This window comes from Bacillus sp. 05T31 (genome assembly GCF_056396725.1).
The window spans coordinates 1-21291 of record NZ_JBFTMA010000078.1; the positions used below are offsets into that span (position 1 = coordinate 1).

Consider the following 21291-nt stretch of genomic DNA (forward strand, 5'->3'; position numbering starts at 1 on the left):
GTTAATGACTTTAACAACATATGGCAGTGATTTAACACTTGGTAGTGATGATTTAATGTATCAAAAAAATGCTGTCAATTTTTTAGAAACTGGTATGTTAACGTATCATGATCCGACAAAACCAACTATCCATATTATGCCTGGGCAAGTATTTTTATTAGCGGGCATATTCTTCATATTTGGGCACGGAAGCTTAGGTGTTTTATGTGTCAAATTAGTTATGATAACTTTTGGTATTTTAAGTATTTATATGACCTATAAGATTGGTACATATATTTTAAATCCAGCAGTAGGATTAATTGCTGCATTGTTATTAGCGTTATATCCTCCTGAAGTCGTAGTAGAGAACTTGACGTTGACAGAAAGTCCGTTTTTATTTCTCTCATTGGGGCTGTTATATTGGAGCTTAAAATTAGCAGATACGCATTCAATGAAAGATTTTTATATTATTTTATTATTCTACTTTGTAACATTATATTTCAGGGTACAAATCGCTTTATATCCAATTCTTTTATTTGTATACCTTCTAACAAAGCGTTATCCATTCCGTCTAATGATAAAACAAGCTCTTATTAGTGTGTTGCTGCTATTTGTTGTACTGGGTCCTTGGTGGGCGCGTAATTATATTCAATTCCATAAATTTATACCACTTACATCGGGTGCAGGGAATCCGTTACTACTTGGCACATATCAAGGTGAGGGTTATCCAGGTGGAAAAAGTATGGAAGAGATTGATGCGGAAATCCTTGCTAAGTATCCAGATATAGAAGCGCATGAATTAATGGAGAAGCAACAAGAAGTAGCGATGGACCGTATTAAGGAATGGTGGCATACAGATAAATGGTCAATGCTAAAAAGTTATTTAATTTTGAAACCACAAATTTTCTGGGAGAAGGCATATTATTATCCAGGAACTACAATTAGTATTTTTGATATATCTGGAGAAGATATGAAGAAAATTTATGAACCAATTAAAACAGGCTTCATAATTTGCTCAATCCTAGCATTTGCATTCTGTTGGAGAAGATGGAGAGAGTATTCATTCCTATGGATAAACATTCTATTCCAAACGTATTTTAATAGCTTGTACTTTGCGTATGATCGTTATGCACTTCCATTGATGCCAATGCTATTTATAATGATAGGTGTAGGTGTTGTCGCAACTGTTATGAGGGTTAGCAGACCATTCCTAAAATAGATACATGAAAAGAAATATTTATATATTTTGTTGCATGAAATAAGGAATTATAATAAGAAAAAATTGTATGAAAGTTATATAATTCGATTGGATTTATAAAAATATTTTATCTAAGAGATATATTTAAAAAAATGACCTGCTTTCTATTTTTAGAAAGCAGGTCATTTTTAATTATGCATCGTGTAAAGAATCATTTTGTTCTTTATTATTTAATTTTTGTTTTAGCAGTGCATAATCTTGTGTCAATGTTACAAGTTGGTGATGCTGCTTAGAAACCTTGCGGGTTAAATCAAAAATTAAAATAAAGCAGAATAAAAGTCCGAACAGGAATAAAACAGATGGTGGGTATTCTACGTGTAATAGCTTCCCAATCCAATTTATGATTTTATCTGTAGAACTTAGAACCGCCATCGCGATACAAACAAAAATCCACAAGATCGAATATTTTGTGTCTAAAGCACCACGACGTATTGAGTTAATAATCAAGAAAAATAACAATAGGATAAAGATAAATGAAAAGGTAATTATAGGCATATATTATCAACCTTTCACAATTTTTTGCATTAATATAGCTAAACTTACTTTAATCATRTAATATGCAGATTTTAAAGGTGTAATAGAAGATTGTCCACCCTGTCTTTCTTGCATATTRACTGATATTTCCTTAATGCGAAGGTTTTTCTTTTTTAAGTGAATGAGAACTTCGGGCTCTGGATAATCTTTCGGATAGTTGTGCGCGAAAATTTTAATGACTTCCCGATTGATAGCACGGTATCCAGATGTTGGATCCATAAAAGTTTGTTTCGTTAGTAATTTTAATAAAGCGGTAAAGTAAAATATTCCAATTCGTCTTGAAAGACTGCCTTTATATGCAGTTTTTTCTGTAAATCGAGATCCTAGCACCATATCACATTGATTTTCAGCGATAGGTTGGATAATTTTGTATAAATCTTCAGGATTGTGTTGTCCATCGGCATCAAATTGAATAGCGATATCATAATCATTCTCATAAGCATATTTATAGCCGGTTTGTACAGCTGATCCTATACCTAAATTATAGGGTAGGTTTACAAGATGGACTGGGAATTTTGTTACAATCTTGGCAGTTTTATCGTGTGAACCATCATTAATTACACAAATATCTAACGTTGAAAAGTGTTCTTTTAGTTCTAAAAGTCTTGTTAATGTATCTGCAATCGCTTCTTCTTCGTTATAAGCGGGAATAATAATTAAAGTTTTAGGTATTACAATGGGTACCTCAACAGACATATTGCACCATCCTTTATACATTAATAGGCAGTATCATTTTTAGTAAGCCTTATATACTATAACACTAATAGTATAGCAAAATAAAGGACAAGTTAGTGGCTCATTGTCAATAAGGATTATGTGTATCTTAATTCAAGGTAAATTAAAAAACACAGGCAAACATATGGGTATGTTTACCTGTGCTAAGTGCAATTAAATATTCCAAGGCTTACTTAAAGTTAACACTTCAGCCATTTCTTTACTTTTTAAACGTCCTTTTTTTCTATTTTCTGCACGCTCTGAACCAGTTGTATGTAGCCAATGTTCTTCCTCTGTTTCAGGAATTACTTGTGGTACAGATGAAGGTTTTCCGTCTTTTAATGCGACAAATGTAATGAAACACGTTGCGGCCATTCTACGCTCGCCTGCTAGTAGATCCTCTGCAATTACTTTTACGAAAACTTCCATTGAAGATTTTCCTGTATAACATACGAATGCTTCATAACAAACAGAATCTGCTTGGTGAATTGGAGTTAAAAAATCAACGGAATCGATAGATGCTGTTACGCAATGTTTGCGGCTGTGTCTCGCAGCTGCAATTGAAGCTATACTATCAATTTCTGCTAATAATTTCCCCCCGAAAAGTGTTTGGTGATTATTTAAATCGTTAGGAAAAACACGTGTTGTTTTAATTGCTTTTGATTCTCGCATGAATTTCTTTTCCATATATTCATCCCCTATTTTCTGTTTTCAATCAGAGTGACATGTGTAAGTGGAGTACCCATATTAGATATTTAATGAAGTAAAGTGTTCCAAAAGAGGATTATCCCACTATTTGCGGGCTAATAGTCAGTGGGGGATGAACAAAACCCCCGTGGATTAAWGTTTCACTTTATTGAAATTTCTGTATTTGTATTCATGTAACTGAAAGAAAATTTATCATATATAAAATGTAGTGTAAAAGAGGATTCGCTTACATTGCAAGTGAAAAAGTAATGACTATGTATTTGTCATAGAAATTCCCTATTAACCTTGTGCTTATTCATGATAGAATCGTTTTGTTATGAATGGAAATAGAGGTGCAATGGACATATGAATCATATAAGAACAAATTTTTCGTCTTTCTTCAGTAAAATAATGATTGGTGCGATGCTCGCATTTTTTGTCTATAGTTGTTGGTCGGCTTTTGAAACAAGTAAGCAATTTTTTGGAGGAAGTACAACAAGTATAACAATTGTATTAGTGATTTTTGTTATTCTTATTTTGTTAGTAGCATCAATTTTGCAATATCGTTTTACAGATAAACAATTTCTTGTTTTTCTTATAAGCATATCTACAGTTGTAAGACTTATCACAGTTCTATTTGTAGATGTTCCAATGATAGGTGATATGAAAGCTATGTATGAGTCTGCAAAGCAGATTGCAATTGGCAATAATATAGAGAATATAGCACAGTTACCTTTTATTATTTATGAATCGATCATCATTCATATATTTGGTGATACGGTATTCGCTTTACAATTATTTAATATTTTATTTTGTACAGGAACTGCATTTTTCATTTATCGCATTGCGTCAATGGTCTTTGGAGAAGAGTGTGGTCGTATTGCATCAATGTTTTACGCTTTATATATTCCAAATATATTTATGAGTTCTGTATTAACGGCGGAATCACTCGCAATATTTTTATTTTATTGTGCTTGTTACATATTTTTATATAAGGGATTAGACCATCCTTATATGTGGGTAATTTCAGCCATTTTATTTGCGCTTAGCAATATGATTTTCCCAATGGGGTTATTTTTACCTATTTTTATAGTTGTATATGTGCTGTTAATTGAATTATTTCAATCAGCAACRAAACAAAAATTACTATTAAAAATGATGGGAATACTTATTCTGTTTTATAGTACTCATTTTGGTGTGAGCTATGGTATCAAGATGATGGGAATGTCACAGTATACGATTTCTAATCAGACTTATGTTCAATCTGTTTTAATTGGAAAAAGTCAAAATGAAGAAAAAACATCCAAAAATAAAAGTGTAAAAGAGCACATTGATCAAGAGTTAAAAAAAATGGAAGTAGAAAGATTTAAACTGTTAAAACCAGTTATTAACCAGCTTTCAGACGAGGGAATAAATTCTATTATTTTTAAATGTGAAAAGCTTATATATATAGTGGTGACATTATTTATGGGCATAGCTTTATTACATTTTCTAATTAAGAAACAGCAAAATGAAGGATATATGTTGTTTGTATTATTAATTACCGGATACGTGTCGTTAAGGCTCTTCCGAGTAGATATGGCATATTATAATATTATTATGCCAGCTTTGTTTATTTTACAAAGCTTTGGTGTTTATATGAGTTATTTTTATTGCCAAAAAATATTTTTCAGAAAATAAAAGAATCCATTTTGGATTCTTTTTTTGTAGATGGATGATAAGGATGAATGCAAAGCGGAGATGACGAATCTCCACTTTGTATCGATTCGTCTTATCGGTTTAGTTCTAGTTGTAAATTATCCGCTGTTAAGGCCATCGTTGAGGAATCGTCTTGAATACTCTTCATTACTTGTGAGATAGTCTCTAATTCATTTTCAATTTTTTTATTTTGTTCTTTAGAGTTAGACATATCTTTTACGATTTCTTGGAAATATTGATCTGTCGCATGCATACTATCTGTCCCTTCAGATACGAGAGAGTTTATTTGTTCCACGGAAGAAGAGACGTGTATAATTTGTTCATTAGTTTTTTCAACGAGTTTTGTAACGTTGGAAATTGATTCTTTCGTTTGCTCTGATAACTTTCGGATTTCTCCCGCTACGACTGAAAAACCTTTACCAAATTCGCCAGCACGTGCAGATTCAATAGCRGCATTTAATGCTAGTAAATTTGTTTGCTCGGCGATTGATTTTACAATATCAATGATTTCGTTAATTTTGTTAGAAATATCAAGAAGTTCATGAGTATCAGTAATGATAGTTTCCATATTCGTTTGGATGCTTTCCATTCGTTTGTTTTGCAGATTTAATTGTTCTTTTCCTTTATTGGCCTTTTCTTCTGATGTCGTAGCTAATGATGTACCTGTTTTTGCAATTCCTACGATACTTTCTGATTTAGATGTTAACTGTTGAATAGAAGAGCTTGTTTTTTCAGATACTGCCGCTAGTTCTGTTGCAATATGTGTAATCGTCATAGTTGTCAGTTCTTTTTCTTTTTCATGTTCTTTTTGGATTCTCTCATATTCGGATTCATAAGCTGCAATAACAAGTTCTTGCTCTAATGTGAATAATTTATTTATTACGTTTATAGAATAAGAAAAATCGTCTATCGTTGAAATTTTCGTTTGCAAAATCTTTATGACGGAGCGGAATAATTCTTGATAAGCAGCGGTATACCATTTTCTATGTAAACCAATTTGTACGTGCCTTTTTGCAATTCTAACACGTTGTTCAATAAAATCTTCATTCATATTCCCGCTGAACAATTCTTTAATATGTGTCTTTAAAGTTTGTTTTAATTTGGGAATAGAGCTGTAGCGTTCAATAACAGCAATTAAATTAGGTTGTTTTGTGATGTTGGTGTAGAATTTTTCTGTTATCCAATCTATTTCCTCATAAATAAATGGCTGTAATACTTTAACAATTTGTAAATCTTCCTTTGAAATATGTAGCATATCCATTTGAGTTTTTAGTTCAGAATTAGCAGGCACGTTAAATATGATTTGTTGGCCTTTGCTTAATTCAATTATACTGGTGTTTGTTTTATTTTTTTTAAAAACCCCAAGCATCATTCTTCCCCCTGTTTATAAAGCGTTTTCATTTTTTGTTCTAATGTAATTATATATTTTTATATACAATTACTCTATAGTATATGGAATTGTATATAAATTAAGAGAATTCTATGTAGAATTCTCTTAATGGCCTTTATTAATTTTTGCATGTGTTTTAAAGAAAACTGGGAAATGTACATTATATATTACGGTGACTACACGAATAACGAATGTTACTAATAAACAGACATAGAAAGCTAATATGTGTGCCCCCATTGCATGTGTAATTAAGAAACTAACTGCTCCTAGAATAGAAGCAATTGCATATATCTCTTTTCGGAATACATACGGGATATCTTGAGCGCAAATGTCACGTAAAATACCGCCCCCAATACCTGTAATAACTCCCATTGAAACGACTAAAAACGAGGCGTCAACGTGATGTGACATTGCTGCATTTGCACCAATAGCTGTAAATACCCCTAAACCAACAGCATCAGAAAGCATAATAACGACTTGAAGTTTATTAATGCGCTCAAAAAACATACATGTGAATAATGCTGATAGTACACTTACGAAAAAGTAAATGGGTTTTACAAATGCGACAGGAGGCAGGTTACCAATCATAATATCACGAATAATACCGCCGCCGAGCGCAGTAGCTACAGCTAAACAAAGGACACCAAATAAATCTAGATCTTTTTTTAAACCAACTAATGTACCAGAAATGGCAGCGGCGATAATGCCAAGAAACGTAAATATATCGATTAATAACATGGCTTTAATTCCTTCCTCTTAAAGATGTTCCAGAGAAAAAATATACACTAAAGTTTTGGAAATAACAATTACTTTTCGCTACATGTAGAAAAATGGATRAAATAGCTAAAGAAAGCGTTTGAAAATGCTTGATAAGTAGCAATAAAGTAAAGCGAAAAAGTGTGGAAAGATTAATAGTATAGTTTTTTGATGTAGCTTAGTTGGAGGGATGGTACAATAAGATAAGTCCGTTTTGTACATTTGTATAAAATGATAAAAAAATATTTCTGTACGGTCGAAAATAAGTGCATATGTGTTAGATAGTTTTTATAGGGATAGGGAAGGATAGCTAAAGGACAATGTTTTCGGTTACTAATAATGCTGGACTTGACTAGTTTCGGCATGAAAAATAGTTCTCAATTTAAATATGAGTTATGTTATAATTGCTAGGTGTGTTTAAACAGTAGAAAACTATGATTAAAAGATAATGTGAAGATTTTGTATGGAGGTCTTGGAATGTTAGCAAATCAAGCTAGGGTTAGATTTGAGCATTTTTTGCTCTTTTTTATTATTTTACAGCCTGTTTTAGATTTATTAACGTCTCTTAGTATCGTTTTATTAAAGTCAAATGCCACTGTTGGAATTTTGGTAAGATTTCTTATTATGGCTGTTGGTGGTATTTACATTTTAATTCAGGCAAAAGAGAAGGAAAATAGGAAGTTTTTAATTTACTTAATACTATTAGCAGTAGTTTTAGGGATAGGGTTTATTAATAATAAACTAGTTAAGAATCCTATTGTACTTGGTGAAGAAGTTAAGTTTGTTGCGAAGGCATTATATATATATATCATGCTAGGATCATACATTTTAGCTTTAAAATCATTGAAAAAGAAAGTAAATATTAGTGACAAAGTCAGAAATAGTATTGTGTATTCAACATTAATCATTAACGCTATTATGGTTATTTCTATTTCGACATCTACAGACTTTGGTAGTTATCAATGGATGAAAGTTGGTTCCCGAGGGTGGTTCTATGCAGGTAATGAACTAGGGTCAATCTTAGCTATTATTTTCCCTATTGTGGTACTATATTCTATTCAAAAAACAAAGAGCGTGAAACACGTTTTATATTGGATTCCATCGCTTTTAATGATTTACTCGTTAATTCAAGTTGGTACGAAAGTAGGGATGGGCTCAATTGGTGCTACGTTAGCAGCAGCAATCGGGATTATCGTACTACAATTATTGTTTGATAGAAGAAATCCAAACAAAAGGTCTCTTGTACTTAATGGATTAATTGCTATTTTCCTATTGGCTGGTGTTGTTGGAACGTTTAAAATGACGCCATTAGCACAAAATATGGGTATTCATAACAATTATTTATCAGAACAAAATGTAGCGCAGCAAGGTCAAAAAGAAAAAGAAATTAAAGAGAAAATTAAAAAAGAAGAAAAACAACATAAAGTTGAGAAACCAGAAGAAAAGGCGAAGGTAGAAGCTGAAGTTAAGAAAGAGCTTGAGAAAGAGCAAAAGAAAGAAAATCAAGAAAATCTTATTTTCAGTGGACGTCAAGTATATGAAGAGCGACATAAGCAGTTCTTTAAAGAAGCGCCAACGTCACAAAAGTTATTAGGAATGGGTTACGCAGGTAACTTTAAGTATAATGAACAAAAAGAGCCAGATCCGAAGCTAATCGAAATGGACTTCCATGATTGGTTTTATGATTTCGGAATTATTGGTTTTGCGTTAATGATGATTCCATTTATTTATTACGGCGTAAGAATCCTACTAGCATTTGTTACAAGATTTAAGGAAATATTTAATGTGAAATATGGAATGATTACAGCAAGCTTAGTATTAGCATTAGGTATTGCATATATTGCAGGACATATTTTGACAGCACCAGGAGTAGGGATTTACTTTGTAGTGGTGTTAGCTTGTCTAATTGTAGATTTAGAAATTGAATGATAAAAATAAAAGCTAACTTTTGTTAGCTTTTATTTTTTAGTACAGTAAAATAAAGATAGATGGAAATGTAGCGAGGATTTAAAGGAGGAAAAAATATGAGGATATTGCATATGAATGCAGGGGCAGAAGATGGTGGAGGAAAAACACATATTATTTCACTGCTCGATCAGTTTCCGGATGGTGAAGTAGAATTAGCAGTATTTGAAGATGGAATTGTTGCGAAAGAAGCAAGAGAGCTAGGAATAAAAGTTCATGTGTTTTCACAAAAATCTCGCTATGATTTATCCATTTTAAAGAACATAAGTGAATTCATTAATAAAGAAAAATTTGATGTAGTTCATACACACGGTCCTAGGGCGAATTTCTTTGTTTCTCTAATGAAGAAGAAATTCGCGGCAAAATGGGTTACGACAATTCATAGTGATCCATTTCAAGATTTTACTAAACAAGGCTTAAAAGGCTGGATTTTTACTAAATTAAATTTGAAAGCTTTAAAAAATATAGATTTATTTTTTGTTGTAACGAATAGGTTGAAAAAAAGCTTAGCCGCATTAGGTATTTCAAATGAAAAGATGCATGTTATCTATAACGGGATTGAATATGATCAGGAAAAAGCAGATGGCTATAATAAAAAGGAAATGTTTAATATTGATGAAGATGTGTTTACGGCAATCCAAGTAGCGCGTTTGCATCCTGTTAAAGGACATGAAGTTTTATTCGATGCGTTACAACAAACAAAATTGGARAAAATTAAAGTGTTATTAGTTGGTGACGGGCCGTTAGAAAGAGAACTAAAGGCGTTAGCTACTGAAAAAGGGATTAATGATAAAGTTGAATTTTTAGGGCATCGTCAAGATGTGAAACAATTATTTGCTTCATCACATGTCAATTTGTTAACTTCCCATAGCGAAGGATTTCCATTAGTTTTATTAGAAGCGGCAAATCAACGTGTACCATCAATTGTGACTAGAGCTGGAGAAATCGAACCGTTAATTGCAGATGAAACTTATGGGTGGATTGTACCAACTGGTGATGGAAAAGCATTGGCATCGGCATTAGAAGAGGCGTATGATAAGTGGAAAACTGGAGAGTTATCAGTAATGGGCAAGCATATTTATGAGCATGCTACTATGAACTTCTCACTTCAAAAATTATATGAAGATACGAAAGAAACATATAAGCAATTAATAGCGAAAAACCTTTAATGATAGAGAGGATAGTTAAATATGGCAGTACAAACGGTTGATATTCTAGGTGTTCCTTTCTCAACAATGACAATGGATGAAACGGTCCAATATTTAAAGGAACAACTAGAATTGGAGCAAACTCATACTTTTCAGGTAGTAACAGCAAATCCTGAAATTGTTATGTGTGCAAAAAAGGATGAAGAGTTCCATAAAACATTACTAAATACCGATTTAATTACACCTGATGGTATTGGGGTTGTAAAAGCAAGTGGTATGCTTGGTACACCTACCAGATCTATTACTTGTTGCACTTGGCTTTCCAAGACAAGAAAACTTTATCCAAAACAATAAGCATCGTTTAGAAACGAAAATGGCTGTTGGAGTAGGCGGTAGTTTAGATGTGTGGGCTGGAGAGGTAAAGCGTGCGCCAAAATGGATTCAATCTATTCATTTAGAGTGGTTTTACAGATTATGTAGTAATCCAACACGTTGGCGTCGTCAGTTAGTATTAGCTGAATTTTTAAAAGAAGTAATGCGTTCAAAAAAGTAGCGGAACATCGCTACTTTTTTTATTTGTTTATTTTTGATAAACATTTTACTTTTTGGGAATGATGAAGGAGAATTTTTATAAGAAAGTATTTTACTTATGCAATACACACATGTAAAATGATGTGTAAAGACACCTGTGTAAGGAGGACTTCTTGTGAGCAAGGTAAAAGAAATTTCGAAGCGAAAGCTACTTGGTATAGCAGGGCTTGGCTGGCTATTTGATGCAATGGATGTTGGAATGCTTTCATTTGTAATCGTAGCACTCCAAAAAGATTGGGGATTAAGTACTCAAGAAATGGGTTGGATAGGTAGCGTTAATTCAATTGGTATGGCAGTAGGAGCGCTCCTTTTTGGGATACTATCAGATAAAATAGGACGGAAATCGGTCTTTATTATTACATTATTACTATTTTCTATCGGTAGTGGTTTAACTGCTTTAACGACGACATTCGCGATGTTCCTCGTTTTACGCTTTTTAATTGGTATGGGACTTGGCGGGGAACTTCCAGTTGCATCTACTCTTGTATCAGAAAGTGTTGAAGCGCACGAACGTGGAAAAATAGTTGTACTATTAGAAAGCTTTTGGGCTGGTGGTTGGTTAATCGCAGCTCTTATCTCATATTTTGTTATTCCTAAATACGGTTGGGAAGTTGCTATGGTATTAAGTGCAGTTCCAGCGTTATATGCTTTATATTTAAGATGGAATTTACCCGATTCTCCAAGATTCCAAAAGGTTGCCAAAAGGCCATCTGTTATTGAAAATATAAAATCGGTTTGGTCTGGAGAATATCGTAAAGCAACAATTATGTTATGGATTCTATGGTTTTGTGTGGTCTTTTCCTATTATGGAATGTTCCTTTGGTTACCTAGTGTAATGGTACTGAAAGGCTTTAGTTTAATAAAAAGTTTTCAGTACGTACTCATTATGACTTTAGCTCAACTTCCAGGATATTTCACAGCTGCATGGTTTATTGAACGTCTTGGTCGTAAATTTGTATTGGTTACGTATTTAATTGGTACAGCATGTAGTGCTTATGTGTTCGGAATTGCGGATTCATTAACAGCATTAATAGTGGCGGGTATGTTACTATCCTTCTTTAATTTAGGTGCTTGGGGTGCATTATACGCTTATACACCGGAACAGTATCCAACAACTATTCGCGGTACAGGTGCAGGAATGGCAGCTGCATTTGGGCGTATTGGTGGTATTCTTGGACCACTATTAGTAGGGTATTTAGTTGCTTCACAAGCTTCACTATCGCTAATATTTACGATTTTCTGTGGATCAATTTTAATTGGGGCACTTGCTGTAGTTATACTTGGTCAAGAAACGAAACAGAGGGAATTAGTATAAAGAGAAACCTTAATCAGTGGTGTTTTGTCCATCAACCACTGATTATTAGCCCGCATCAATCGGGATAAAAGAAAAGGGGAGCCAAAGTGGTTTCCTTTTTTCTGTTTTTTTAGATAAATAATGGTATAGTAAGAAAAAGGGAATATTTCTTACTAAAGCGAATGTATACAACAAGACATATGGACAAAGGAATTAGGTGGCTGGATAAATGAAAATCTTACTTATCATGGAAGAAACAGAAGAGCGAAGAAAATTAGTTGAGAACTTTACTGAAAACATTCGAAATGTAGAATGTTTTGAAGCGAAAACTGGAACAGAATCTTTGCTAATAATGAAAAAACATACACCTGATTTTGTTTTTTTAAATTCGCAATTAATGGATGGTACTGGTTTTGAATATTCGAGTTTGTTACGAGAAGTGAATTGTTATACGAAATTTATTTTTATTGGTGAGGATATAGAAGAGGCAATTACAGCTTTTCGTTTCCAAGCGTTTTATTATTTATTACGACCATTTCGTGAAGAAGATTTACAATTCATTTTATATAAAATGGGAAAAGAACAAGGTGAGAAAGCAAAGAGTCATCTGCGTAAACTGCCGATAGAAGGCCATGAGGGGATTAGRTATATTCTCCCGGAGGATATTGTATATATTAGTAAAAATAAGGAAAATAAAACCGTTTCAATTTATACAACGAATAATCAGTATATTTCAACATACACACTCCAGGAATTAGAAAATAAACTAAATGCATATGATTTTTTACGTGTACATAAAAGCTATTTAATTAATATGTCATATGTACAAGAACTTAAACCTTATTATAATGGCACGTATAATTTGCATTTAGACAGGTACGATGAGCAACCGATTCCAGTAAGCCGTAATTATGTAAAACGGCTTCGAAATAAAATTGAACTATGACAAGTAATGAGAGAATTTTAACATAATAGCCTAGAAATCCTTCATGATAAGGAGGATTCAAATTAAATATTCAGAAAATTTAGTACAATCTCCTCTAAGAAGTAGTAATGGGGGGATTGTACGTGAAAACATTGAAATCAATTTTACTTTGGGGAGTTATTGCAGCAGTAGGAGCATCTGCTTTTGGTGTAATAGCTTTATCACAAGGTGAGACAATTAATGCTGTATGGCTATTAGTTGCTGCTGTATCAGTGTATGCGATTGCTTATCGCTTTTATAGTAGATTTATAGCAAGGAAAGTTTTTGGCCTAGATAATAATAGGCAAACGCCTGCYCATACGTTAAATGATGGGAAGGATTATGTTCCAACAAATAAATGGGTTTTATTCGGACATCACTTCGCTGCGATTGCAGGGGCAGGTCCTTTAGTAGGACCAATTTTGGCGGCGCAGATGGGGTATTTACCTGGGACTATTTGGATTATTGTTGGGGTAGTTATTGCCGGAGCTGTACAAGATTTTGTAATTTTATTTGCTTCAATGAGACGTAATGGTAAATCATTAGGAGAAATGATTAAAGATGAAATTGGTCCTGTTACAGGATTAATTGCGATGATTGGTATTTTAGGTATTATGATAATTTTATTAGCAGTATTAGCTTTAGTAGTTGTGAAGGCACTTGTTGGAAGCCCATGGGGAATGTTTACAATCGCAGCAACAATTCCAATTGCTATTTTAATGGGAGTTTACATGCGTTACATTAGACCAGGGCGAGTAGGGGAAGGATCAGTAATCGGTATTGTTCTACTAGTCCTATCGCTTATTGGTGGACAGTATGTAGCAGAAAATCCAACACTTGCAAGTATGTTTACTTTTAGTGGTGAAACAATTGCTATTATGCTTATCGTATATGGATTCATTGCATCGGCATTACCAGTTTGGATGCTCCTTGCACCACGTGATTATTTAAGTACATTTTTAAAAATAGGAACGATACTTGGATTAGCAATTGGTATTTTAATTGTAGCTCCAGATTTGAAGATGCCGGCAGTATCTAAGTTTATTGATGGAACAGGTCCTGTTTTCTCTGGGAATTTATTTCCGTTCTTATTTATTACAATAGCTTGCGGTGCTGTCTCTGGATTCCACGCTCTCGTTTCATCAGGTACGACGCCGAAAATGATTGAGCAAGAAGGTCATGCACAGCCAATTGGTTATGGGGCAATGTTAATGGAATCATTTGTAGCAGCGATGGCTATGATTGCAGCTTGTGTATTAACACCAGGAACTTATTTTGCAATTAATAGTCCAGCAGCACTGATCGGAACAGATGTATCACAAGCGGCTCAAGTTATTTCTTCGTGGGGATTTGCTATTACACCGAATGAATTAAAAGAACTTGCTGTTAACGTCGGAGAACAGACCATTTTATCACGTACAGGTGGCGCACCAACATTAGCAATTGGTATGGCACATATATTTTCACAAGTAATAGGTGGAACGGCGATGATGGCATTTTGGTACCATTTTGCCATTCTTTTTGAAGCACTATTTATTTTAACAACGATWGATGCTGGAACACGTGTAGGACGATTTATGATTCAAGATATTTTAGGGCATGTGTACAAGCCGTTTGCGAAAACAGATTCTACAATAGCGAATGTGGTTGCTACAACGTTATGCGTACTAGGCTGGGGGTACTTCTTATATCAAGGGGTGGTTGACCCTCTCGGTGGAATTAATACGCTATGGCCACTTTTCGGTATTGCAAATCAAATGTTAGCGGGGATTGCATTATTACTTGGAACGACAATTTTATTCAAAATGGGGAAAAAGGCATACGTTTGGGTAACGCTTATTCCGACTATAGGATTACTTATTGTAACGATGACAGCTGGTTATCAAAAGTTGTTTCATGAAAATCCTAAAATAGGATTTCTATCACATGCGAAAGTATTTCAGGGAGCATTAGATGATGGTAAGGTATTAGCTCCAGCTAAAAATGTTGCGCAAATGAAACAAATTATTTTTAATGACTATATTGATGCGGCACTTTGTGGAATTTTTATGATAGTTGTAATTGCTGTATTAATTTCTGCACTTCGAATTTGGATTCAAGTATTAAGAAATAAGCCAATGCCGTTAAAAGAGGCACCATATATTCCAAAAGATGAAAGTGAGTCGAGGAACTATGCTTAAAAATTTACGGAACGTATGGGGAAAGAGAAAGCAATTTATTAGTTTACTTGTCGGAGTTCCAAGTTATGAAACGTATGTAAATCACATGAAATTACATCATCCAGAAGAGAAAATTCTATGTCAAAAGCAATTTTTTGCTGAGGCACAAGAAGCTAGATTTAATGCAAAAGGCGGAAAGATATCGCGATGTTGTTAATGGAGGAGACGAAATTTCGTCTCCTTTTTTGTTTTACTGTTCCACGTGGAACAGTAAAACAAAAAAGATTGGGAATTATAGGGATTACGTAATACAATAGCATATAGAAAGGGATAGATGGAAAAGAAAAAGTAGGGAGATTATTTTATGTTTAGAGATCTATTTGTAAATATGACAATTATTCTGTCCTTTATCTTTGTGGGTGCTCAGCTTTTAAGAGATAAGCCATTAAAAGAAGGATTCTCTTTTTGGCAGAAATGTTTGGTCGGTATTTTAACTGGAATATTGAGTATATTGTTGATGCATTTTGGTGTGCATATTGAAGATATTATGTTGGATTTACGTTATTTAGCTGTTGTTTTGGCRATTATAATYGGTGGCCCRATAGCTAGTAGTATAACWGTTATGATTATTTTAATAACGCGGGTATTTTTTACTGAGTATTCTTTAGCCTCTGAATTGGCTTGCTATACTATCGTGGCAATAGGGATTGGCATTACTCTCATTTGGCGGATGAAGATTTCTATATTTACAAAATGGATATGGTTTAATGTGTACAGTTTGTCTATTTTAATACTACCACTTTATATTTTATTTAAGGATATATATGTAGTGATATTATATTTAATTTGTTGTATTGTAGCGGCATACATCACATTTGTAAGTGCAAGTTACATATTGCAATCCAATGAATTATTTCAAACGATGAAGCATTATGCAACGATAGATGCATTAACGAATCTAGGAAATGTAAGACAGTTTGATTTTGAGATGAATCGTCATATTGATAGTAAGCATATGAAAAATGATTCACTTTGTTTATTACTTATCGATATTGATCACTTTAAGTATGTAAATGATACGTACGGTCATCCTGCTGGAGATGAAGTGTTAAAACAACTAGGGCGTATTTTGTTAGARAATGCACCATTCCCAAATTTAGTCTTTCGAAAGGGTGGCGAAGAGTTTGCTCTGTTGTTACCAAAAAAGAGAGTAGCATTTGGAACTCGTATAGGGGAACAAATTCGGCTAGCAGTTGAAAAGCATTCATTTCAACTGCAAAATGGGGAAAAAATTAAAATTACAGTTTCTGTTGGGCTTTCAGAATATAAAAAATCACCTGAGCAATTTATTCAATCAGCGGATGATGCGTTATATTATTCAAAAAGAAATGGTAGAAACAAGGTTAGTTCAGCATCATAGGAATTCGGGGAGTACTTTAAAAGATTTCTGTAAAGTAATTAAAACCCACAGAACAATAAATGTTCTGTGGGTTTTAATCTATTTTTAAATTTATTAATAAAAAGCGTTATGTTAGACAAGTTCTTTCGGTGCAACGAATTTGCGGTATGCACCGTGATGTGTTGGTCCTACATATTCGTTAATCTTAAATGAATGACGAATTGCAGCTGTGATGAATTCTTTCGCAGTTTTTACTGCTTCTTTCACCGTTTTTCCTTTTGCAAGTTCTGCTGTAATTGCAGCAGAATATGTACAACCTGCACCGTGTGTATTTGTCGTATCAATCTTTTCTGATTCTAGAAGATCGAATGTTTCGCCGTCATATAACACATCAATAGCAGTTTCTGTGCCTAGTTTGCTACCACCTTTAATCAGTACGTATTTAGCGCCTAAAGCATGGATTTTTTTTGCAGCTTCTTTCATGTCCTCAAGAGAATTAATTTTCACACCGCTTAATTGATATGCTTCAAATAAGTTTGGCGTTACGACTAATGCCTTTGGAACAAGAACGTCACGTAAGCAGTCATTTGTTTCAGGATGTAACGCTTCATCCGCTCCTTTACATACCATAACAGGATCAACTACTACATTTTCGAAATTGTGCTTTTCAATTGTTTCCGCAACCATTTCGATAATTTCTACTGATCCAAGCATACCCGTTTTTAAAGCATCTACGCCAACGCCTTCAATTGTCGTTTCTAATTGTGGTTTTAATGTAGAAGCTGGGATTGGGAATACGTTATGTGCCCAACCGTTATGTGGATCCATCGTTACGATTGTCGTAAGAGATGTCATTCCGTATACACCAAGTTCTTGGAATGTTTTTAAATCTGCTTGTATACCAGCACCGCCACTTGTGTCAGAACCAGCGATAGTAAGTGCCTTATTCAATGTCATTATGAAAGCCCCCTCAAGTGATATAATGAAAACTATGTTTTCACCATTATATCAATGTTACGAATAAGTACAAAGTGAAAAGTAGATGATTTATGTTAAGTACTATTTAAAATCTTGTATGTAGGAGACGAATTATGTTTCAAGAGAATCGTACAAATGAATTAGTTATATTAAAAGAGATTGCAGAAACGTTGAATACCTCAAATGATACATATCACGTACTTCAAGCTGTGCTGGAAAAGCTGTTGAATGTAACTGGTTTAACGACAGGATGGATTTTCCTTGCGGATGAAAATGGTAGATATACAAAATTAATTGATTACCAATTACCAGAGGGATTGAAATTCGAAAATAAACGACCGATGTGTGAGGGGAATTGCTGGTGYTTACACCGCTTTGTGGAAGGAAAACTAGAGCGAGCAGTTAATATTATTGAATGTAAGAGAATTAATAATGCGATTGAATACAACTGGGGAGATACAGAAGGGATTGTACATCATGCGACAGTACCGCTAAAAGCGGGAGAAGATGAATTTGGCGTGTTAAATGTAGCTAGCCCAGGTAAAACGCATTTTTCGGAAGAAGAATTAGTACTATTACAATCAGTTGCCTTTCAAATTGGAACGGCATTAAAGCGTACAAAACTGTATGAAAATGAAAAGAGAAGAGCTCATTATTATGTAAAGTTAGAACGCTTTATTCAAGCTTTAAGGACAATTTATAAATTTAATGCATTACCAGAAGAGATTGTAATGCAAATAGGGAGCTTATTTCTATGGGAGCAAGTTGTATTCTTTATTAGAGAAGAAAATGRACTAGCTGTGAGAGCTTCTTATAAGAAAGGTGAACTACAAGATGATTTGAGGGCAGCAGCACAGGAAGCGTTGGAAAAAGAAGAGTCTGTCTTGTCAAAGCGTCAGGTTGGGAATATAGAGCATCCCAATAGGGCAGTTATCGCTATTCCGATACATATTCAAGATCATATATTTGGAGTATTAAGTGTAAGTTCTAATAATGGAGAATTTGATATAAATACGATAGATGTAGTACAAGCGTTAGCAAATCATATTTCATTAATGATAGAGAACTTAAGATTAAATGAAAAACGCCGCGAACTTGTACGAATGGAAGAGCGTAATCGTTTAGCTAGAGATTTACATGATTCTGTTTCACAAAAGTTGTTTTCATTAACGTTTATGACAAAAGGCGCTGAAGCTGTCTTAAAGGGTCAAAATGAAAAGGTAGATCAGTCTTTGTATGAGATGCGTGAATTAGCACAAGGTGCCTTAAAAGAAATGAGGACATTAATTTGGCAGCTCCGTCCGGCTGGATTAGAGAAAGGGTTATTACCAGCTTTAAAGCAATATGGTGAAAGTTTAGGATTGAAAATTCGGGAACAAGTTACAGGTGTACGTGATTTGCCGCGTGTAGTAGAAGAAGCGCTATGGCGAATTGGACAAGAAGCTTTAAATAACGTAAGTAAGCATGCGAATGTAAGAGAAGCGACGATTTATTTCAAAGTGACGGAGAAAAATGTATCATTAGAAATAGTCGATCAAGGAAATGGGTTTGTAGAAAAGGATATAAAAGAGAAGAAATCACTCGGTATGACTACGATGCGTGAAAGAGTAGAATTAGTTGGTGGAACAATTAAAATTGTAAGTAGTAAGAAACGAACGAGTATAAAAGTAAATGTACCATTATGATGTGAAAATGAGGGAAGTTTGTGAAAATAAAAGTATTGTTAGTTGATGATCATACAGTTGTTTTAAAAGGATTAGCATTTTTTCTAAGCACACAGGAAGATTTTGAATTAGTTGGTGAAGCAAATAATGGGAAAGAGGCGCTAGTGAAAGTAGGCGAAACGAGTCCAGATGTCGTATTAATGGATTTATATATGCCTGAGATGGATGGAATTGAGGCAACAGCTTGTATTAAAAAAGAATATCCAAACGTGAAAGTAATTGTATTGACTAGTTTTTCTGATCAAGCTCATGTATTGCCGGCACTAAAAGCTGGGGCGAGCGGTTATATTTTAAAAGATATCGAACCAGATCAGCTTGTTGAAGCTATTCGAAGCGCGTATAAAGGTAATATTCAATTACATCCAGATATAGCAAATGCCCTTCTTTCTCAAACATTACCACAGGAAGAAAAAGAAGAAGAACCTTCCGTTCAAGTGGATGTATTAACAGCGAGAGAAAATGAAGTATTGCAATTATTGGCGAAAGGGATGAGTAATAAAGAAATTGCTTCTGTTTTAGTTATTACAGAAAAAACGGTAAAAGCTCATATGAGTAGTATTTTGAGTAAGTTACATTTATCCGATCGCACACAAGCAGCATTATATGCAGTGAAAAATGGAATTGTATAAGACAAAAGTCGTAAGACCTAGTTCGCCTTTAGAAGGTGGACTTTTTTTATGGAAAAATACGTCTATGTGAGGACGTAATTGTCTTGATATAAAGATAAAATGTATTTGTAAGCAACAATAATTATAAGGGAGTACCCTTTTTCGTAAGTGATATATAACAACATAAGAGTGAGTAGTAGGAGGAAAAACAATGGCAACAGTTTTATTTGTAAAAGCAAACAACCGCCCAGCGGAACAAGCAGTTAGTGTGAAATTATACGAGGCATTTTTAGCAAACTATAAAGAAGTGCATCCAAATGATACAGTGGTAGAACTTGATTTATATAAAGAAGAATTACCATATGTAGGCGTAGATATGATTAATGGTACATTCAAAGCAGGTAGAGGATTTGATTTAACAGAAGAAGAAGCAAAAGTGGTAGCAGTTGCTGATAAGTATTTAAATCAATTTCTAGAAGCTGATAAAGTAGTTTTCGGTTTCCCATTATGGAACTTAACGATTCCAGCCGTATTACACACGTATATTGATTATTTAAACCGTGCTGGTAAAACGTTTAAATATACACCAGAAGGTCCAGTTGGGCTTATTGGAGATAAGAAGATTGCGTTATTAAATGCACGCGGCGGCGTATATTCTGAAGGACCAGCAGCTGAAATGGAAATGGCTGTTAAATACGTAGCAAGCATGATGGGCTTCTTCGGTGCAACAAACATGGAAACGGTAATTATCGAGGGACATAACCAATTCCCAGATAAAGCAGAAGAAATCATTACTGCAGGTCTTGAAGAAGCAGCTAAAGTAGCAAGCAAATTTTAATTAAAATTATAATCGCCACTCAAAAAAACAGCATTAACTTTTATGTTAATGCTGTTTTTTATATTTTTAGCTCGTCAGCAAGTTTTTCTAATTGATTTCGATCTTGTATATAATATGTTCGGCCTTCTTTTTTTAAATGGTTTTGCTGGCAAAACTGGTTTAATACATATAAAAGATGGCGGTAACTGACGTTTAAGTATTCTGAGGCCTCAGTATGTTTTTCGGTATAGCAATTATTTTGTTCCGTTAATAGAATGAACGCAGCTAATCGGTTTTCAAATGGATAACTATAGTTTTTGGCGTAATTTTCTGTTCGGGTAATTGTTTTTTCTCCAATAAATTTGCATAGTTTCTGTAGAAAGGTAGCATCTTGCAATAAAAGATGCTGACAATCTTTAAGAGGAAGCGCTAAGCAAATACAATCTTCAATCACCTCAACCGCTTTCGTAACAGATTCTACGCCAATTAATCCTAATTCCCCAATGAATGAAGGTGCTTGAATAAAATTAATTAAAGAGACTTTCCCATTTTTATGGCTCATATATATTTTTGCTTTCCCGGAAATTAAGTAATAGAGATAAGGGAGGTCGACTCCCTCCTTACATAT

19 protein-coding genes and 2 pseudogenes are annotated in these 21291 nt (G+C 34.0%); 13 read left to right on the forward strand and 8 right to left on the reverse strand.

Annotation, left to right across the window (positions count from 1 at the left end; translation table 11 throughout):
• A partial coding sequence (locus AC1DJR_RS07635) for a glycosyltransferase family 39 protein (RefSeq protein WP_477002330.1) occupies window positions 1-1198 on the forward strand: 1198 nt, incomplete at its 5' end.
• A gap of 171 nt (window positions 1199-1369) precedes the next feature.
• On the opposite strand, the gene AC1DJR_RS07640 is transcribed toward AC1DJR_RS07635, so the two are convergent.
• From AC1DJR_RS07640 to AC1DJR_RS07650, 3 genes are all read right to left on the reverse strand, one after another.
• Window positions 1370-1732 (reverse strand): DUF2304 domain-containing protein, encoded by a 363-nt coding sequence (locus AC1DJR_RS07640; RefSeq protein ID WP_002138947.1) that lies wholly within the window; start codon window positions 1730-1732, stop codon window positions 1370-1372.
• 6 nt (window positions 1733-1738) lie between these two features.
• Window positions 1739-2467, reverse strand: a complete 729-nt coding sequence (locus AC1DJR_RS07645) for a glycosyltransferase family 2 protein (protein WP_002068620.1) — start codon at window positions 2465-2467, stop codon at window positions 1739-1741.
• 192 nt (window positions 2468-2659) lie between these two features.
• Window positions 2660-3172, reverse strand: coding sequence for an acyl-CoA thioesterase (locus tag AC1DJR_RS07650; protein WP_002068622.1), 513 nt, complete (start codon window positions 3170-3172; stop codon window positions 2660-2662).
• 366 nt (window positions 3173-3538) lie between these two features.
• Between AC1DJR_RS07650 and AC1DJR_RS07655 the strand changes: the two genes are divergently transcribed.
• Window positions 3539-4852: an ArnT family glycosyltransferase gene (locus AC1DJR_RS07655; protein ID WP_429687411.1), complete on the forward strand. Its 1314-nt coding sequence runs from the start codon at window positions 3539-3541 to the stop codon at window positions 4850-4852.
• Between the two features lie 91 nt (window positions 4853-4943).
• On the opposite strand, the gene AC1DJR_RS07660 is transcribed toward AC1DJR_RS07655, so the two are convergent.
• The 3 genes and pseudogenes from AC1DJR_RS07660 to AC1DJR_RS07670 form a co-directional block, all read right to left on the reverse strand.
• Window positions 4944-5645, reverse strand: a complete 702-nt coding sequence (locus tag AC1DJR_RS07660) for a methyl-accepting chemotaxis protein (protein WP_404490044.1) — start codon at window positions 5643-5645, stop codon at window positions 4944-4946.
• Between the two features lie 99 nt (window positions 5646-5744).
• A pseudogene (locus tag AC1DJR_RS07665) lies at window positions 5745-6242 on the reverse strand (protoglobin family protein); the annotation flags it as partial.
• 123 nt (window positions 6243-6365) lie between these two features.
• Complete coding sequence (locus AC1DJR_RS07670) at window positions 6366-6998, reverse strand: trimeric intracellular cation channel family protein (protein WP_002034964.1); 633 nt, start codon at window positions 6996-6998, stop codon at window positions 6366-6368.
• A 495-nt stretch (window positions 6999-7493) separates the two neighbouring features.
• Between AC1DJR_RS07670 and AC1DJR_RS07675 the strand changes: the two genes are divergently transcribed.
• The 8 genes and pseudogenes from AC1DJR_RS07675 to AC1DJR_RS07710 all read left to right on the forward strand — a co-directional run bounded on the left by AC1DJR_RS07675 (window position 7494) and on the right by AC1DJR_RS07710 (window position 16557).
• The gene (locus tag AC1DJR_RS07675; protein ID WP_002143929.1) at window positions 7494-8945 is read left to right on the forward strand and encodes an O-antigen ligase family protein; all 1452 of its coding nucleotides are present in this window, start codon (window positions 7494-7496) and stop codon (window positions 8943-8945) included.
• Window positions 8946-9040: 95 nt separating this feature from the next.
• Window positions 9041-10150 carry a glycosyltransferase family 4 protein gene (locus AC1DJR_RS07680; protein ID WP_002089874.1) on the forward strand — a complete coding sequence of 370 codons (1110 nt, stop codon included), beginning with the start codon at window positions 9041-9043 and terminating at the stop codon, window positions 10148-10150.
• A 21-nt stretch (window positions 10151-10171) separates the two neighbouring features.
• Window positions 10172-10682 (forward strand): annotated as a pseudogene (locus AC1DJR_RS07685) (WecB/TagA/CpsF family glycosyltransferase).
• Between the two features lie 153 nt (window positions 10683-10835).
• The gene (locus AC1DJR_RS07690; protein ID WP_002016404.1) at window positions 10836-12035 is read left to right on the forward strand and encodes an MFS transporter; all 1200 of its coding nucleotides are present in this window, start codon (window positions 10836-10838) and stop codon (window positions 12033-12035) included.
• Between the two features lie 208 nt (window positions 12036-12243).
• Window positions 12244-12960, forward strand: a complete 717-nt coding sequence (locus tag AC1DJR_RS07695) for a LytR/AlgR family response regulator transcription factor (RefSeq protein ID WP_002089871.1) — start codon at window positions 12244-12246, stop codon at window positions 12958-12960.
• A 122-nt stretch (window positions 12961-13082) separates the two neighbouring features.
• Window positions 13083-15158 carry a carbon starvation protein CstA gene (gene cstA, locus AC1DJR_RS07700; RefSeq protein ID WP_002089870.1) on the forward strand — a complete coding sequence of 692 codons (2076 nt, stop codon included), beginning with the start codon at window positions 13083-13085 and terminating at the stop codon, window positions 15156-15158.
• Window positions 15151-15354: a YbdD/YjiX family protein gene (locus AC1DJR_RS07705; RefSeq protein ID WP_002184484.1), complete on the forward strand. Its 204-nt coding sequence runs from the start codon at window positions 15151-15153 to the stop codon at window positions 15352-15354. Before cstA ends, AC1DJR_RS07705 begins: the two co-directional genes overlap by 8 nt.
• 147 nt (window positions 15355-15501) lie before the next feature.
• Window positions 15502-16557 carry a diguanylate cyclase gene (locus tag AC1DJR_RS07710; RefSeq protein WP_429687409.1) on the forward strand — a complete coding sequence of 352 codons (1056 nt, stop codon included), beginning with the start codon at window positions 15502-15504 and terminating at the stop codon, window positions 16555-16557.
• A 111-nt stretch (window positions 16558-16668) separates the two neighbouring features.
• Here the strand turns inward: AC1DJR_RS07710 and pdxK are convergent, their stop codons facing one another.
• Window positions 16669-17493 carry a pyridoxine/pyridoxal/pyridoxamine kinase gene (pdxK, locus tag AC1DJR_RS07715; RefSeq protein WP_002016397.1) on the reverse strand — a complete coding sequence of 275 codons (825 nt, stop codon included), beginning with the start codon at window positions 17491-17493 and terminating at the stop codon, window positions 16669-16671.
• A 134-nt stretch (window positions 17494-17627) separates the two neighbouring features.
• Here pdxK and AC1DJR_RS07720 point away from each other — a divergent pair, with 134 nt between their 5' ends.
• The 3 genes from AC1DJR_RS07720 (at window position 17628) to AC1DJR_RS07730 (ending at window position 20684) form a co-directional block, all read left to right on the forward strand.
• Window positions 17628-19199 (forward strand): GAF domain-containing sensor histidine kinase, encoded by a 1572-nt coding sequence (locus tag AC1DJR_RS07720; RefSeq protein WP_477002331.1) that lies wholly within the window; start codon window positions 17628-17630, stop codon window positions 19197-19199.
• A 20-nt stretch (window positions 19200-19219) separates the two neighbouring features.
• Window positions 19220-19867 (forward strand): response regulator, encoded by a 648-nt coding sequence (locus AC1DJR_RS07725; RefSeq protein WP_002016393.1) that lies wholly within the window; start codon window positions 19220-19222, stop codon window positions 19865-19867.
• A 190-nt stretch (window positions 19868-20057) separates the two neighbouring features.
• Window positions 20058-20684 (forward strand): FMN-dependent NADH-azoreductase, encoded by a 627-nt coding sequence (locus AC1DJR_RS07730; RefSeq protein ID WP_429687407.1) that lies wholly within the window; start codon window positions 20058-20060, stop codon window positions 20682-20684.
• Window positions 20685-20742: 58 nt separating this feature from the next.
• On the opposite strand, the gene yeiL is transcribed toward AC1DJR_RS07730, so the two are convergent.
• Window positions 20743-21291: transcriptional regulator YeiL (gene yeiL, locus AC1DJR_RS07735; protein ID WP_477002332.1), on the reverse strand; the 549-nt coding region annotated here is incomplete at its 5' end.

What these genes read in the sequence shown, in the direction of transcription:
- AC1DJR_RS07640 (WP_002138947.1), bottom strand. Translation starts at nt 1,732, where the DNA reads ATGCCTATAATTACCTTTTCATTTATCTTTATCCTATTGTTATTTTTC.
- pdxK (WP_002016397.1), bottom strand. Translation starts at nt 17,493, where the DNA reads ATGACATTGAATAAGGCACTTACTATCGCTGGTTCTGACACAAGTGGC.
- AC1DJR_RS07675 (WP_002143929.1), top strand. Translation starts at nt 7,494, where the DNA reads ATGTTAGCAAATCAAGCTAGGGTTAGATTTGAGCATTTTTTGCTCTTT.
- AC1DJR_RS07730 (WP_429687407.1), top strand. Translation starts at nt 20,058, where the DNA reads ATGGCAACAGTTTTATTTGTAAAAGCAAACAACCGCCCAGCGGAACAA.
- AC1DJR_RS07670 (WP_002034964.1), bottom strand. Translation starts at nt 6,998, where the DNA reads ATGTTATTAATCGATATATTTACGTTTCTTGGCATTATCGCCGCTGCC.
- AC1DJR_RS07705 (WP_002184484.1), top strand. Translation starts at nt 15,151, where the DNA reads ATGCTTAAAAATTTACGGAACGTATGGGGAAAGAGAAAGCAATTTATT.
- AC1DJR_RS07650 (WP_002068622.1), bottom strand. Translation starts at nt 3,172, where the DNA reads ATGGAAAAGAAATTCATGCGAGAATCAAAAGCAATTAAAACAACACGT.